Origin of the sequence: Pseudomonas fluorescens, assembly GCF_012974785.1 — a bacterium.
GTDB classification, from domain to species: domain Bacteria; phylum Pseudomonadota; class Gammaproteobacteria; order Pseudomonadales; family Pseudomonadaceae; genus Aquipseudomonas; species Aquipseudomonas fluorescens_BT.
On sequence record NZ_CP027561.1, the window covers coordinates 4,319,692 to 4,333,158 of the forward strand.

A 13,467-nucleotide genomic window follows, 5' to 3' on the forward strand; every position below is an offset into this window, starting at 1 on the left:
CATGTCGCGTCCACTGAAAGTCGTCGCCCTGTCCGGCGGAACCTGGCGTCCGTCCCGCACCCTGGTGCTGACCCAGGCCCTGCTGGCCGAATTGTCCGGGCACTTGCCGGTCGAGAGTCACCTGATCGAACTCGGTGACATCGCCCGTCCTCTCGGCGCCGCACTGTCGCGTCAGGAACTGCCGGCCGAGATCGAAGCCGAGCTGCAAGCCATCGAACAGGCTGACCTGTTGATCGTCGCCGCGCCGGTGTATCGCGGTTCCTATCCGGGCCTGCTCAAGCACCTGTTCGACCTGATCGATCTCAATGCGCTGATCGACACCCCTGTGCTGCTCGCCGCCACCGGTGGCAGCGAACGCCATGCGTTGGTCCTCGATCACCAATTGCGCCCGCTGTTCAGTTTCTTCCAGGCAGTGACCCTGCCGATCGGCGTGTACGCCACCGAAGCCGATTTCACCGACTACCAGATCACCAGCGAACCGCTCAAGGCGCGCATTCGCCTGGCCGCCGAACGCGCCGCGCCGCTGTTCGGCACACCTATCAAACCTTTGCTGAAAATCGCCTGAGGAGCTGTTCATGGATGTTTTCTGGTTCCTGCCGACCCACGGCGACGGTCACTATCTGGGCACCACCCAAGGCGCGCGCCCGGTTACCCTCAATTACCTGAAGCAGGTGGCGCAAGCCGCCGACAGCCTCGGCTACCACGGCGTGCTGATTCCCACCGGGCGTTCCTGCGAGGATTCGTGGGTGATCGCCTCGGCGCTGGTGCCTCTGACCGAACGCCTGCGTTATCTGGTGGCGATCCGTCCGGGAATCATTTCGCCGACCGTCTCGGCGCGCATGGCCGCCACCCTGGATCGCCTGTCCAACGGCCGCTTGCTGATCAACGTCGTGACCGGCGGTGACCCGGACGAAAACCGTGGCGACGGCAGTTTCCTCAGCCACAGCGAACGCTACGAAGTCACCGACGAGTTCCTCAAGATCTGGCGCCGCGTGTTGCAAGGCGAAGCAGTGGATTTCGAAGGCAAACACCTGAAGGTGCAGAACGCCAAAGCCTTGTATCCGCCGGTACAGAAACCCTATCCGCCGCTGTATTTCGGCGGCTCCTCCGACGCAGCCCATGATCTGGCCGCCGAGCAGGTCGACGTGCACCTGACCTGGGGCGAACCACCGGCAGCCGTGGCCGAAAAACTCGCCGATGTGCGTGAACGCGCTGCCCGCCACGGGCGCAAGGTGAAGTTCGGCATCCGCCTGCACGTGATCGTGCGCGAGACCGCCGAAGAAGCCTGGAAAGCCGCCGACAAACTGATCGAGCACATCAGCGACGAAACCATCGAGGCCGCGCAGAAATCCTTTTCGCGCTTCGACTCCGAAGGCCAGCGGCGCATGGCCGCCCTGCACGACGGGCGCCGCGACAACCTGGAAATCGCCCCCAACCTGTGGGCCGGCGTCGGCCTGGTGCGCGGCGGTGCCGGCACCGCGCTGGTCGGCGACCCTCAGCAGGTTGCGGCGCGGATCAAGGAATACGCGGACCTGGGCATCGAGAGTTTCATTTTCTCCGGCTACCCGCATCTGGAAGAGGCCTACCGCTTTGCCGAACTGGTCTTCCCGTTGTTGCCCGAGCCCTATGCAAGCCTGGCCGGACGCGGCGTGACCAACCTCACCGGGCCGTTCGGCGAAATGATCGCCAACGATGTACTGCCCGCCAAAGCCAACGCCTGAGGAAGACCGAGTGACTGCCAAACCGCAAAGCACCCTGCTCTCCCCGTTGCAGACCGCCCGCCAACTGGCCGCCGGATTCGCCCTGACCGCCGTCGAACGCGACGAACGCGGCGGCACGCCGAAAGCCGAACGTGACGCCCTGCGCGACAGCGGTCTGCTGGCCCTGAGCATTCCCACCCGTTACGGCGGTCTCGGTGCGCGCTGGAGCGAAACCCTGGAAGTCGTGCGCGAGTTCGCCAAGGTCGACAGCTCGATCGCCCACGTCTTCGGCTTTCATCATTTGATGCTCGCCACCGTGCGCCTGTTTTCGCGCCCGGAACAATGGCAACCGTGGTTCGAACAGACCGCGCGGCAGAACTGGTTCTGGGGCAACGCCCTCAATCCGCTGGACACCCGCACCGTGGTCAAGGACCTGGGTGGCTGGCGCGAGTTTTCCGGCAAGAAAAGCTTCTGCTCCGGCGCCAGCGATTCACAGATGCTGATCGCCTCGGCGGTGGATGAAAGCAACGGCGGCAAACTGCTGATCGCGGCGATTCCCAGCGGCCGCAGCGGGATCACTCTACACAACGACTGGAACAACATCGGCCAGCGCCAGACCGACAGCGGCAGCGCCACGTTCGAACGGGTGCGGGTCGAGGAATCGGAACTGCTGCTGGATCCGGGCCCGTTAAGCACACCGTTCGCCTGTTTGCGCCCGTTGATCGCGCAACTGACGTTCACCCACATGTTTCTCGGCATCGCCGAAGGTGCCTTTGAAGAGGCGCGGCAATACACCCTCAGCGAAACCCGTGTCTGGCACAAATCCTCGGTGCGCGAGGTGCGTGAAGATCCTTATGTGCTGGCCCATTACGGCGAGTTCTGGGTCGCCCTCGAGGGCATCCGCCTGCTGGTGGAACGCGCCGCTGCGTTGCTCGACGAGGCCTGGGCCAAAGGCCCGAACCTCAGCGCCGAAGAACGCGGTCATCTGGCCACGGCGATTGCCACGGCCAAGGTCGCCGCCAGCCGCCAGGGCCTGGAGATTTGCAGCCGGTTGTTCGAAGTCACCGGCGCCCGTTCGACCCACGCATCGCTGCGCCTCGACCGCCACTGGCGCAACCTGCGCACGCAAACCCTGCACGACCCTCTGGATTACAAACTCCATGAGCTGGGCGACTGGGCGCTGAATCAGGCCCTGCCGGTGCCGACGTTCTATTCCTGATTTCCTTTCGTGGAGCGAGACCCATGCAACTGCTGACCCTGCCGCCCTCACCCGCCCTGGCCACTTCGATTCGCGCCACCGCTCAGGTCTTCGAAGACCCGAAATCCCAGGCCCTGCTCGCGCATCTGCAACAAGTCGCGCCGAGCGAAGCCAGCGTGCTGATCATCGGCGAAACCGGCACCGGCAAGGAGTTGGTGGCACGGCACATCCATAACCTCAGCAACCGGCGCAACCGGCCGTTCATTGCGGTGAACTGCGGGGCGTTTTCCGAATCGCTGGTGGAAGCCGAACTGTTCGGCCATGAAAAAGGCGCCTTCACCGGCGCTCTCAGCGCCAAGGCCGGGTGGTTTGAAGAGGCGGATGGCGGCACATTGTTCCTCGATGAAATCGGCGATCTGCCGATGGCCATCCAGGTCAAATTGCTGCGGGTGTTGCAGGAACGCGAAGTGGTGCGACTCGGTTCGCGCAAGAGTATTCCCATCGATGTCCGAGTGCTCGCCGCGACCAACGTGCAACTGGAGAAAGCCATCAACGCCGGGCATTTTCGCGAGGATCTGTATTACCGGCTGAACGTGGTCAATCTGGAGCTGAGCCCGTTGCGCGAACGGCCCGGCGACATCCTGCCGCTGACCCGGCATTTCATCGAGGCCTACAGTCAGCGTCTGGGTTACGGGCGCATCACCATCAGCCCCGGCGCCGAACACAAGCTGCGCGGCTACAGTTGGCCGGGCAACATCCGCGAACTGGAAAACGTCATCCACCACACGCTGCTGATTTGCCGCAACGGCGTGATCGAGCGCGATGATCTGCGCCTGTCGAACCTGCGCATTGACCGTCCGGACGATCAGCACGGCAGTGTCGACGACTCACCGGAAGCGCTGCTCGAACGTGCCTTCCAGAAACTCTTCGAACAACAGGCCGGCGCCCTGCATGAAAAGGTCGAGGACGCGTTGCTGCGTTCGGCCTATCGCTTCTGCCACTACAACCAGGTACACACCGCCGCACTGCTCGGCTTGAGCCGCAACGTGACCCGCACGCGGCTGATCAAGATCGGCGAACTGGCGGTGAACAAGCGGCGGCCCACGGAAAACCTGCAAGGCGAGCGCTTGATCCAGTTGTCGATCTAGCCGACCAGTTGGCAGTGCAAGCCGTCGTCGTGACTGCGGGCGATGCTGCTCAGCACCTGGAATGAACCGAAGGTCACGGTGCGCGCCTGATGGGTGCGGATCAGTTGCCAGAAGTCCTGCTCGCCGGTTTCGAAACTCTGGAACGCTGCCTCCCCCGCCTCGCGGGATTGCCATTGCAGAAAGCTCAAGACTCGCCGACCGTCGTCACTGGCCTGGACACTGGCGCTGACGAAGCCGGCATAACGCTGGGCCAGACGTTCGGTCTGCACCGCCAGCGCCGAGACCAGCGCCAGTTGCTGGCCGGGCTCGATTTCGAATTCGATCAATTGGGTGAAGCTGCGGTTTTTTGCGGGTGCTTGCATGAGATCCCCACTCTGTCAGGTGAATCTTGCGGTTCGAAGGCCTGCAGGGTAAAACCTCGAGTTAACTTGAGGTCAAGGAGCAATTTTCAAATGGTCACTGCGGAAAATCTGCACAGACAACTCAGCGTCGGCGAAGTCGCGGCACGCAGCGGCGTGGCGGTGACCGCCCTGCACTTTTATGAATCCAAGGGATTGATCAAGAGCCAGCGCAATGCCGGCAACCAGCGGCGTTATCCACGGGAAGTGCTGCGGCGAGTGGCGCTGATCAAAGTGGCGCAACGGCTGGGGATTCCACTGGCGGAAATCGGCGAGGCGTTGAAACAGCTACCGGACAACCGCGCGCCGACGGCGTCGGACTGGAAGGTGCTGTCGGAGCAGTGGCGGCGGGAGCTGGACGAACGGATCAATCAGTTGACGCTGCTGCGGGATCGACTGACCGGTTGCATCGGTTGTGGGTGTCTGTCGATGCAAGCCTGTCCGCTGCGCAATCAGGGTGATGTGCTGGGCGAGCAAGGACCGGGGGCGCACTTTCTCGATGTCCCGGGTCGTTGATGTGGTCGGGACGGGCGACCAGAAACTCGATGTACAGGCTCTTGCCCTTCTCGGATGAAGTCGGTGAAGACCTTGATGTCCAGATCCACGCCTTCCCTGGCCAGGGTCGGTTTGACGAATGGGCGATAAAAACCCGCGCATTCTGTGGCTTCACTGTCGATGGCTGAACACTGCTCGTCGGGTACTCGGTCGGGCCGGCGACACACGCCTATAGTTGAGCGACCGGTAACCCCGGCGAAGCCACACCTTCAACCACCCATAAAAACAGGGCGACAAAAAAAGGAGTACGCCATGAGCGTTCAACCTATTCCCGAGGGGTATCACAGCATTACCCCGTATCTCGGCATTCACAAAGCTGCCGAAGCCATCGACTTCTACAAAAAAGCATTCGGTGCCACCGAAGTCATGCGCCTGAGCATGCCTGACGGTCGCGTCGGCCATTGCGAACTGCGCATCGGCGACAGCGCCATTATGCTTGGCACACCCTGTGACCAAGGGCCATTGAGCAATCCGGACAACGCCGTGTCCGTCGGTTTGCATCTGTACGTGACCGATGTCGACAAGTCGTTCCAGCGCGCACTGGATGCCGGGGCGACGGCCGTGTCCCAGGTCAAGGATCAGTTCTACGGGGATCGCAGCGGTACGTTGAAAGATCCGTACGGGCATCTGTGGTTCCTGGCCACCCGCAAGGAAGATCTGACCCAGGAGCAGATCGAGCAACGGGCAAAGGAAATGTTTCAGCAGGGTTAGCAACGGCGAGAGTCCATTCCCGCGCAGCGCGCGGGATGGGCCTACACGATTCATGAACCGTCGAACCACGCTTCACGTCTTGTCATGAACGCCCGGCAATTCCACGATGCAGGCCACCCGCCTGAATAAAGGATCTCCCCCGATGTTTGCCGGATTCGTCAAAGATCAGCGCCACGTCAATGGCGTGGACATCACCTACCGCATCAAAGGCACCGGGCCTGGCCTGCTGTTGTTGCACGGGCACCCGCAGACCCACGTCATCTGGCACAAGGTCGCCGAGCAACTGGCCGAGCACTTCACTGTGGTCGCCGCCGACCTGCGTGGTTACGGCGACAGCAGTCGTCCGCCGGCGGATGAAGCTCATCTCAATTATTCCAAGCGCGAGATGGCCCGCGACGGCGTGGAATTGATGAACGCGTTGGGCTTCGAGCAATTCTCGATCCTTGCCCATGATCGTGGTGCGCGGGTTGCCCATCGCCTGGCCCTCGATCATCCCGAAGCCGTGCAGCGCATGGTCCTGCTGGACATCGCGCCGACGCTGGCGATGTACAGCCAGACCAACGAAGCTTTTGCACGGGCCTATTGGCACTGGTTTTTCCTGATCCGCCCGGCACCACTGCCGGAAACCCTGATCGAAGCCGACCCTGAAGGCTATCTGCGCAGCGTCATGGGCAGTCGCAGCGCCGGGCTCAAGCCATTTACCGACGAGGCTTTCGGCGAATACCTGCGCTGCCTCAAGCTGCCCGGCAGCGCACGCGGCATCTGCGAGGACTACCGCGCCAGTGCCGGCATCGATCTGGAACACGACCGCGCCGACCTCGAGGCCGGCCATTATCTGAGCTTGCCACTGCTGGTGCTGTGGGGTGCCGAAGGTACGGTCGGTCGTTGCTTCGACCCGCTCAGCGAATGGCAGCAGGTGGCCACCGACGTGCGCGGCAAGTCTTTGCCAGCCGGCCACTATCTCGCCGAAGAAGTCCCGCAACTGTTGCTCGCCGAAGCGCTGGCGTTCCTGCGCTGAGCCATCCCTTCCTCCCGCTCACCACAACGCCGACCGGCGGCGTGGTGAGATTGCGATCGCGAAACATTTACTTTCATATCTTTCATCGGGATTTGCTTCGGTCATCCGTCTTATAGAGATGCGGGCCGGTCGCGTAGGCAAAAGCCACGACCGGCCCTTCAGGGACTCCCACGCTGCGAAGCCCGTAGCGTCCAGTCCTCTCACCGAATCAAGACCGGTCATCATGTCGAAGAAATCCCGCTCGAAACTGTGGTTCCTGGTACACAGCTGGCTCGCGTTGCCGATCTGGTTTTTTGTCCTGATTGTCTGCGTCACCGGCACCCTGGCGGTCGTCAGCCAGGAAATCGTCTGGCTGGCCAACCCGCAAATGCGCGCCAGCGCACCCTCGGACGATGCGCCCCGCCTGAGCTATGACCAGATCCTCGCCGAAATCAAAAAGGCCGAACCGCAGACCCTGGTGCAGAGCATCAACCGGCCGGACGAATCGCACTTTGCCCTCGACGTCGACGTCAGCTACCCAGACGGCCGCTCGCTGACGGTCTACGTCAACCCGTACACCGGCGTGATCCAGGGCACGGCACCAAACTTCAACTTCAAGGCCTTCACCCGTGCGCTGCACGGCTGGTGGCTGGTGCCGTTCACCAACGGTTTCAGCTGGGGCTGGTATCTGGTGTCCTTCCTCGGCCTGCCGATGCTGGCTTCGCTGGTGACCGGGCTGGTGGTATACAAGCGCTTCTGGAAAGGCTTTTTCCGCCCGACCCTGCGCTTCAATCACGGCGCACGGATTTTCTGGGGCGACTTTCACCGCTTGAGCGGCATCTGGTCGATCTGGTTCATCGCGGTGATTTCGATCACCGGTACCTGGTTCCTGATCCAGGCGCTGCTGTCGGACAACCAGATCTCCATTTCCAGCGAGCCGATCATCCCGGCCATGTCCCGTGAAGCCGTGCCGCTGTCGAGCGACGGTTCACCACCGCCGCGGATCAGCCTCGACCGCGCCATCGAAATCGCCCAGACGAAAATCCCCGGCCTCGAAGCCAGCTTCATCAGCCTGCCGGGCAATGCCTACGCGCATATGGATATCGGCGGCCGCGGCTGGTATCCGCTGATGTACCAGACCGCCACGCTCAACCCGTACAGCGGCGACGTGGCGGCTTCACGGCTGCTGTCCGATCGCACGTCGCTGGAATTCGTTACCGAATCCATGCGCCCGCTGCACACCGGGGATTTCGGCGGCCTGTGGATCAAGCTGATCTGGTTCTTCTTCGGCCTGCTGCTGAGCATGATGGTCCTCAGCGGCCTGCTGATCTGGACCAAACGCACCGCGCTGGCCACCGCCAACGCCCTCAAGCGCGAGCACAAGAAACAGCGCGTTCAGGCGCAACCGGCCCTGCGCCGTGAAACGTCGGAGGCCAACCTGTGAGCAAGTCCACTAGCGTGGCTCAGCCTTCACGGCTGAGCATGATCTGGCACAAATGGCGCTTCCACATCAATGTGCTGTTGCTGCTGATCCCCTTGGGCTTCATGCCCAAATACTTTGCCGACGCCGCGTTGTTCCGTGGCGACAGCGGCCTGGGCGAACGCGAAATTGGCGAGATCCAGGTCGGGCCGTGGAGCCTGCGCCTGGCCGAACTGCGTGACGAAGCGCCGCGTTCCGACGGCCCGGCAGGCTATCTGAAAGGTTTCAATGCCGCCCTGTGCGATGCCTGTATCGAGCCGGTCAAGGCCACCTACCTGCGCATCGGCAAGCCGCGCAGCCTGCGCGCCGCCGGTTCAATCTTCTTCGGCACGCCGTACCGCATGGGCATCCAGTTGCCGGTGCCGGAAAAAACCAGAGCCGACGCCGAACTGTGGATCACCATGGAAGGCTGGGACGGCAGCATGCATCAAGCCTCGATTTCGCTGAGCCAGGCCTCACCCGCCACCGTTGCCTGGCTGAACAAACAAGGAGCCAAACCATGAGCCGTCCTTTCCGTCTTGGCATGAGCGCCGCATGGCTGGCGCTGTGTGCCGTTTTCAGTACCAGCGCCCTGGCCCACAACCCGATGTGTGAGTGCAAGGCCATCGATGCCGAACAGATCAAATGCACCGGCGGTTTCTCCGACGGCAGCGGCGCGCCGGGGGTGACCCTCGATGTGATCGGCTACGACGAAACCATCCTGGTGCCGGGCAAGCTCGGCGCCGATTCGACCCTGACCTTCAAGAAACCCGGCGCCGAGTTCTACGTGCTGTTCGACGCGGGCCCCGGCCATGTGGTCGAAATCGACCAAGCGGATATCGAATCCCCATGACCACGCCGACCACTCAAGTTGTTCGCCCCGCCGGCGCCGGCCATGAAACCCTCAATGTGCTGCTGATGTGCCTGCTGATCCTCACAGTCGCCGGTTCCGTGGTGGCGTGGCGCGGGGTTTCCCACGAGCCTGAGCCGGTTTCCAGCCATCAGCTCGATGCCCGTCGCGACCTCGGCGCCAGCGAGCAAGGCATCTACGCCGACCTGCGGGTAACCCTCGACGAAATCCACCTGTTGCGTGAAGAACAGCAAACACTGCCAACCCCGCAGAACCTGGCGAATGAAGGTTTCGCACCGTTCGCCCAGGACGCCAGCTCTGTGAGTCGTGGCGGCCATGTCTGGCAATTGCTGGCCAATGCCGCCTACTTCGGCCACAGCCAGGCACCGGCCGTGGCCGGCTCGTTTCTGATGCGCCTGAACGCTGCGAATGACGCCGCGCCGGACATCTGGCTCAACCGCGCCGCCGATCTGCAAGCCCCGTCAGACCTGTCCGACGCGGCACTGACCGCTGCCGGATGGAAACAGATCGTCGCGCAATTCGATGCCGGGGTGACCCGCGAACATCGTCATTGAACCCACGCCTTCATTCGAGAGAAGACCGCTTGCCCATGCCTAGTTCATCTCAACGCCGCCCCTTCCTGCGCCTGCTGCTGATCGGCCTGTGCGCCTGCCTGCTGAGCCCGCTGGCCAGCGCCGATCCGGCCAAGCGCCTGCGCATCGGCATCACCCTGCACCCTTATTACAGCTATGTGGCGAACATCGTCGGCGACAAGGCCGAGGTCGTGCCGCTGATTCCCGCCGGTTTCAACCCCCACGCCTACGAGCCTCGCGCCGAAGACATCAAGCGCATCAGCGGGCTCGACGTGATCGTGCTCAACGGCGTCGGCCATGACGACTTCGCCGACCGCATGATCGCCGCCAGCGAAACACCGGACATCAAGACCATCGAAGCCAACGAAAACGTACCGCTGCTGGCCGCCACCGGAGTGGCCGCGCGCGGTGCCGGCAAAGTGGTGAACCCGCACACGTTCCTGTCGATCAGCGCCTCGATTGCCCAGGTCAACAACATCGCCCGGGAACTGGGCAAGCTCGACCCGGACAACGCCAAGACCTACACCCAGAACGCCCGCGCCTACGGCAAACGCCTGCGGCAGATGCGCGCCGACGCCCTGGCCAAACTGACCCAGGCGCCGAACGCGGAACTGCGAGTGGCCACGGTGCACGCCGCTTATGACTACCTGCTGCGCGAATTCGGTCTGGAAGTGACGGCGGTGGTCGAGCCGGCCCACGGCATCGAGCCAAGCCCAAGCCAGTTGAAGAAAACCATCGATCAATTGCGGGAACTGGACGTGAAAGTGATCTTCTCCGAGATGGACTTCCCCTCCACTTACGTCGAAACCATCCAGCGTGAATCCGGTGTGAAGCTGTACCCGCTGTCGCACATTTCCTACGGCGAATACACCGCCGACAAGTATGAAAAGGAAATGACCGGCAACCTCAACACCGTGGTTCGGGCGATTCAGGAGTCCGGTGCATGACGGCTCAGGAAAACCTCTCAATCATCAGCAGTGGCCCGACCCTGGAATTTGCCGAGGTCAGCCTGACGCTGGGTCGCACCACGATCCTGGACAAGGTGACCTTCCAGGTGCAGCCCGGCCACGTACATGCGCTGGTCGGCCCCAACGGCGGCGGCAAGAGCTCGCTGATCAAGACCCTGCTCGGACAGATGCCCCATCAGGGCCGGCTCAGCCTGCAATGGCCCGGCGAGCCCGGCACCATCGGCTACGTGCCGCAGGCGCTGGAGTTCGACCGGGGACTGCCGATGACCGTCGACGACTTCATGGCTGCGATGTGTCAGCGTCGCCCGGCCTTTCTCGGCCTGAGCAAACGCTACGCCGGCGCCATCGGCGATGCGCTGGAGCGGGTCGGCATGCAGGATAAACGCAAGCGCCGGATGGGCGCGCTGTCCGGCGGTGAACGCCAGCGGGTGCTGCTCGCCCAAGGCCTGATTCCTGCGCCGCAATTGCTGGTGCTGGATGAACCGATGTCGGCCCTCGACGAAGCCGGGATCCAGGTGTTCGAACGTTTGCTCGGCGACTGGCGTGCGGCGGGCATCACCGTGCTGTGGATCGAGCACGATCTGGAAGCGGTCGGGCGTCTGGCCAATCGCGTCACCGGCCTCAACCGCCGGGTGCTGTTCGACGCCACGCCGCAACAGGCCCTGACCCCGGAACGCCTGCTGACCCTGTTCTCCACCCATCCACGGAGCGCTGCCTGATGAGTTACGAAGCCTTTCGTTTGATGGTGCAAGGCTGGGCCTCTTCCGGTTACCTGCCGGAAGCCCTGGCCTACGGCTTTGTGGTCAATGCGCTGCTCGCCGGCCTGTTGATCGGCCCGGTGCTGGGTGGCCTCGGCACGCTGGTGGTGGTCAAGCGCTTCGCGTTTTTCTCCGAGGCGGTGGGGCATGCGGCGCTGACCGGCGTGGCCATCGGTATTCTGCTCGGCGAACCCTACACCGGCCCGTACGGCAGCCTGTTTGGTTACTGCCTGCTGTTCGGCATTCTGCTCAATTACCTGCGCAACCGTACCGGCCTGGCACCCGACACTTTGATCGGCGTGTTCCTGTCGGTGTCTCTCGCTCTGGGTGCCAGCCTGCTGCTGATCCTGGCGGGCAAGATCAACGTGCACATCCTGGAAAACGTGTTGTTCGGCTCGGTACTGACCGTGAACGGCAACGATCTGCTGGTGCTGGCGATTGTCGGCTCACTGGTGATGGCGCTGGCCCTGCCGCTGTACAACCGGATCATGCTGGCCAGCTTCAACCCGCAGCTGGCGGCGGTGCGTGGCGTCGCGGTGAAGACCCTGGATTACCTGTTCGTGATTCTGGTGACGCTGATCACCGTCGCGGCAGTGAAAGTCATTGGCGCGATTCTGGTCGGCGCGCTGCTGGTGATTCCGGCAGCCGCCGCCCGGTTGCTCAGCCAGTCGCTCAAGGGCTTTTTCTGGTGTTCGGTGCTGATTGCCACGGTCAGCACGCTGTGCGGGATTCTCGCGCCCATTGTGTTCGATCTGCCGATTCCGTCCGGCGCCGCGATCATTCTGGTCGCCGGTATCGCCTTCGCCCTCGCCGCGATTGCCCGGGGCATCGTCCCCAGTCTGAAAGGGAACCTTGGATAAATGGCTTTTTCATTGCGACAACTGACCTTGGTCATCGCCCTCAGCGGCGCGTTTTCGAGCCCTCTGCTGGCTGCCGAGAAACCGTTGCGGGTGCTGGCCTCGTTGCCCATCACTTATGGCCTGGGCGAAGTCCTGCTCAAAGGCACCGACATCAGCCTCGAACGCGCAGCGCCGGCGAATCTGCCGGGCAGTCGCCAGACGGCCTACTTCACCGGTCGCGGCGCCCCGGCGCTGAGCAAACTGGCCACCGGCGCCGATGCGGTGATCGGCGTGCGCTCGCTGTGGGCCGATGATCCGCTGTACCCGATCGCCCGCCGCAGCAACATCCGCATCGTCGAAGTCGACGCCGCCCGCCCGGTGGACGGTGCCCTGCCCGGCATTGCCGTGCAACCGGGGCTCAAGGTCGACGGTCTGAACAGCCAGCCGTGGCTCGCGAGCAACAACATGGGGCGCATGGCGGACGTGATGGCCGCGGATCTGGTGCGCCTGGCGCCGAAGGACAAACCGAAGATAGAAGCCAATCTGGCGGCGCTGAAACAGCGTCTGTTGAAACTCAGCGCCGACAGCGAGGCACGTCTGGCCAGTGCCGATAATTTGAGCGTGATGAGCCTGAGCGATCACTTCGGCTATCTGATCGGCAGCCTGAATCTGGAGCTGATCGGACAGGATCCGCGACCGGACACCGAATGGACGCCGCAAGACCTGAAAAAATTGACGGCAACGCTCAAGGACAACGACGTGGCAGTGGTGCTGCACCATCGCCAGCCGTCGGATGCGGTGAAAGCGGCGATTGCCGAGTCGGGCAGTCATCTGTTGGTGCTGAGCACCGATGCGGTGGATCCGGTGGCTGAACTGGAAGGGAATGTGGATGCGCTGCTCAAGGGCCTGAGCGGCACGTAAGCCAGTCCTCTGGACATGATAAAACCCGCTGACTGTTTCCAGTCCAGCGGGTTTCTTTTTGGCTGAAGACTTACTGTGCTGTCGCTTGCGCTTCCATCTTCTGACGCAGGCTCAGTGGACGCATGTCGGTCCAGACTTCCTCGATGTAGGCCAGGCACTCTTTCTTCATGCCGCTCTTGCCCACGGCGCGCCAGCCTTGCGGAATGGCCTTGTAATCCGGCCAGATCGAGTACTGTTCTTCGTGGTTGACCACGACCTGAAAGAGGATGTCCTCGCGGTCGAATACTGACGTCATGCTGTGTCTCCATCGTTGTAAGGGTGGGCTGCACGGCGGGTGCAGCCGGGTATGTAGAAGGAACGTTCGGCGCGGCG

17 protein-coding genes and 1 pseudogene are annotated in these 13,467 nt (G+C 62.8%); 15 read left to right on the plus strand and 3 right to left on the minus strand.

What is annotated here, in order from left to right; all coding sequences use genetic code 11:
• Position 1 precedes the first annotated feature (1 nt).
• The 4 genes from msuE to C6Y56_RS19500 are packed head-to-tail and all read left to right on the plus strand — an operon-like array spanning position 2 to position 4,046.
• Positions 2 to 565, plus strand: a complete 564-nt coding sequence (gene msuE / locus C6Y56_RS19485; RefSeq protein ID WP_169431258.1) for an FMN reductase — start codon at positions 2 to 4, stop codon at positions 563 to 565.
• A gap of 10 nt (positions 566 to 575) precedes the next feature.
• A complete protein-coding gene (ssuD, locus tag C6Y56_RS19490) occupies positions 576 to 1,721 on the plus strand; it encodes an FMNH2-dependent alkanesulfonate monooxygenase (RefSeq protein ID WP_169431259.1) in 1,146 nt (381 codons plus the stop codon).
• 10 nt (positions 1,722 to 1,731) lie between these two features.
• Complete coding sequence (locus tag C6Y56_RS19495) at positions 1,732 to 2,919, plus strand: acyl-CoA dehydrogenase family protein (protein ID WP_169431260.1); 1,188 nt, start codon at positions 1,732 to 1,734, stop codon at positions 2,917 to 2,919.
• Between the two features lie 23 nt (positions 2,920 to 2,942).
• Entirely contained in the window at positions 2,943 to 4,046 is a 1,104-nt protein-coding gene (locus C6Y56_RS19500; RefSeq protein WP_085710689.1) for a sigma-54 interaction domain-containing protein, read from the plus strand.
• On the opposite strand, the gene C6Y56_RS19505 is transcribed toward C6Y56_RS19500, so the two are convergent.
• Entirely contained in the window at positions 4,043 to 4,408 is a 366-nt protein-coding gene (locus C6Y56_RS19505; protein ID WP_169431261.1) for an antibiotic biosynthesis monooxygenase, read from the minus strand. The genes C6Y56_RS19500 and C6Y56_RS19505 overlap by 4 nt on opposite strands.
• A 90-nt stretch (positions 4,409 to 4,498) precedes the next feature.
• Between C6Y56_RS19505 and soxR the strand changes: the two genes are divergently transcribed.
• Complete coding sequence (gene soxR, locus C6Y56_RS19510) at positions 4,499 to 4,960, plus strand: redox-sensitive transcriptional activator SoxR (RefSeq protein ID WP_169431262.1); 462 nt, start codon at positions 4,499 to 4,501, stop codon at positions 4,958 to 4,960.
• A gap of 38 nt (positions 4,961 to 4,998) precedes the next feature.
• Here the strand turns inward: soxR and C6Y56_RS29615 are convergent.
• Positions 4,999 to 5,079: pseudogene (locus C6Y56_RS29615) on the minus strand (MetQ/NlpA family ABC transporter substrate-binding protein); the annotation flags it as partial.
• Positions 5,080 to 5,251: 172 nt separating this feature from the next.
• Between C6Y56_RS29615 and C6Y56_RS19515 the strand changes: the two are divergent.
• From C6Y56_RS19515 to C6Y56_RS19560, 10 genes are all read left to right on the plus strand, one after another.
• Positions 5,252 to 5,710, plus strand: a complete 459-nt coding sequence (locus C6Y56_RS19515) for a VOC family protein (RefSeq protein ID WP_169431263.1) — start codon at positions 5,252 to 5,254, stop codon at positions 5,708 to 5,710.
• Positions 5,711 to 5,852: 142 nt separating this feature from the next.
• Positions 5,853 to 6,728: an alpha/beta fold hydrolase gene (locus C6Y56_RS19520; protein ID WP_169431264.1), complete on the plus strand. Its 876-nt coding sequence runs from the start codon at positions 5,853 to 5,855 to the stop codon at positions 6,726 to 6,728.
• Positions 6,729 to 6,951: 223 nt separating this feature from the next.
• Positions 6,952 to 8,151: a PepSY-associated TM helix domain-containing protein gene (locus C6Y56_RS19525; RefSeq protein WP_169431265.1), complete on the plus strand. Its 1,200-nt coding sequence runs from the start codon at positions 6,952 to 6,954 to the stop codon at positions 8,149 to 8,151.
• 38 nt (positions 8,152 to 8,189) lie between these two features.
• A complete protein-coding gene (locus C6Y56_RS19530) occupies positions 8,190 to 8,690 on the plus strand; it encodes a thiamine pyrophosphate-binding protein (RefSeq protein WP_432760332.1) in 501 nt (166 codons plus the stop codon).
• On the plus strand, positions 8,687 to 9,019 hold the full coding sequence (locus tag C6Y56_RS19535) for a hypothetical protein (protein WP_169431267.1): 333 nt from the start codon (positions 8,687 to 8,689) through the stop codon (positions 9,017 to 9,019). The genes C6Y56_RS19530 and C6Y56_RS19535 overlap by 4 nt, the downstream gene beginning before the upstream one ends.
• Entirely contained in the window at positions 9,016 to 9,591 is a 576-nt protein-coding gene (locus C6Y56_RS19540; protein ID WP_169431268.1) for a DUF6162 family protein, read from the plus strand. The genes C6Y56_RS19535 and C6Y56_RS19540 overlap by 4 nt, the downstream gene beginning before the upstream one ends.
• A gap of 35 nt (positions 9,592 to 9,626) precedes the next feature.
• Positions 9,627 to 10,556, plus strand: coding sequence for a metal ABC transporter substrate-binding protein (locus C6Y56_RS19545; protein WP_169431269.1), 930 nt, complete (start codon positions 9,627 to 9,629; stop codon positions 10,554 to 10,556).
• The gene (locus C6Y56_RS19550; RefSeq protein WP_169431270.1) at positions 10,553 to 11,296 is read left to right on the plus strand and encodes a metal ABC transporter ATP-binding protein; all 744 of its coding nucleotides are present in this window, start codon (positions 10,553 to 10,555) and stop codon (positions 11,294 to 11,296) included. Before C6Y56_RS19545 ends, C6Y56_RS19550 begins: the two co-directional genes overlap by 4 nt.
• Complete coding sequence (locus tag C6Y56_RS19555; protein ID WP_007906536.1) at positions 11,296 to 12,195, plus strand: metal ABC transporter permease; 900 nt, start codon at positions 11,296 to 11,298, stop codon at positions 12,193 to 12,195. Before C6Y56_RS19550 ends, C6Y56_RS19555 begins: the two co-directional genes overlap by 1 nt.
• On the plus strand, positions 12,196 to 13,095 hold the full coding sequence (locus C6Y56_RS19560) for a metal ABC transporter substrate-binding protein (protein ID WP_169431271.1): 900 nt from the start codon (positions 12,196 to 12,198) through the stop codon (positions 13,093 to 13,095).
• 70 nt (positions 13,096 to 13,165) lie between these two features.
• Here the strand turns inward: C6Y56_RS19560 and C6Y56_RS19565 are convergent, their stop codons facing one another.
• Positions 13,166 to 13,390 carry an MbtH family protein gene (locus C6Y56_RS19565; RefSeq protein WP_169431272.1) on the minus strand — a complete coding sequence of 75 codons (225 nt, stop codon included), beginning with the start codon at positions 13,388 to 13,390 and terminating at the stop codon, positions 13,166 to 13,168.
• Positions 13,391 to 13,467 lie beyond the last annotated feature (77 nt).